We start from the raw sequence: 387 nt of genomic DNA, 5'->3' as shown, positions 1-387 counted from the left end.
AATGCTGCCGGTTGAGATAACCGTGAGTATGCCGCCGCTGGTCAGTTCAGTGCCCTGCTGAGTCACTGATTCGGTGAATTCCCTGTGACCTTCCCGGTAGGTGTGGTTCTGCACCGGTTCAAAATGCATATTACCGCCGGAGGAAAGGGTGACATCACCGTCAGAAGTCAATTGAGCGCCCACAGTGGTGAGGGTCCCATTTGCTGCTATCGTCAGTTTTTTATCACTCCGGATTTGAGCAATAATATGTCGGTCATCTTTGTTGTTATCATTCGTCTGGTTAATGACAGAATAAGCCAGGGACGGTAATGTGATATTTCTTCCGGCGGATAATAATGTATTACCGTTAGCCTGTATCTGAACGGCTTTCCCGTTAATATCCCCGCC

The 387-nt window shown here is 48.6% G+C and carries 1 protein-coding gene; it reads right to left on the bottom strand.

Annotation, left to right across the window (positions count from 1 at the left end):
• Positions 1 to 387, bottom strand: a 387-nt coding sequence (locus tag ABR397_RS23460) for a hemagglutinin repeat-containing protein (RefSeq protein ID WP_350307799.1), incomplete at both ends; no start/stop codon positions are given.

It is taken from the genome of Photorhabdus viridis, assembly GCF_040256935.1.
Lineage (GTDB): Bacteria > Pseudomonadota > Gammaproteobacteria > Enterobacterales > Enterobacteriaceae > Photorhabdus > Photorhabdus viridis.
Note: the sequence above shows the minus strand (reverse complement) of the source record. Positions and strands in the feature narration are given on the sequence as shown.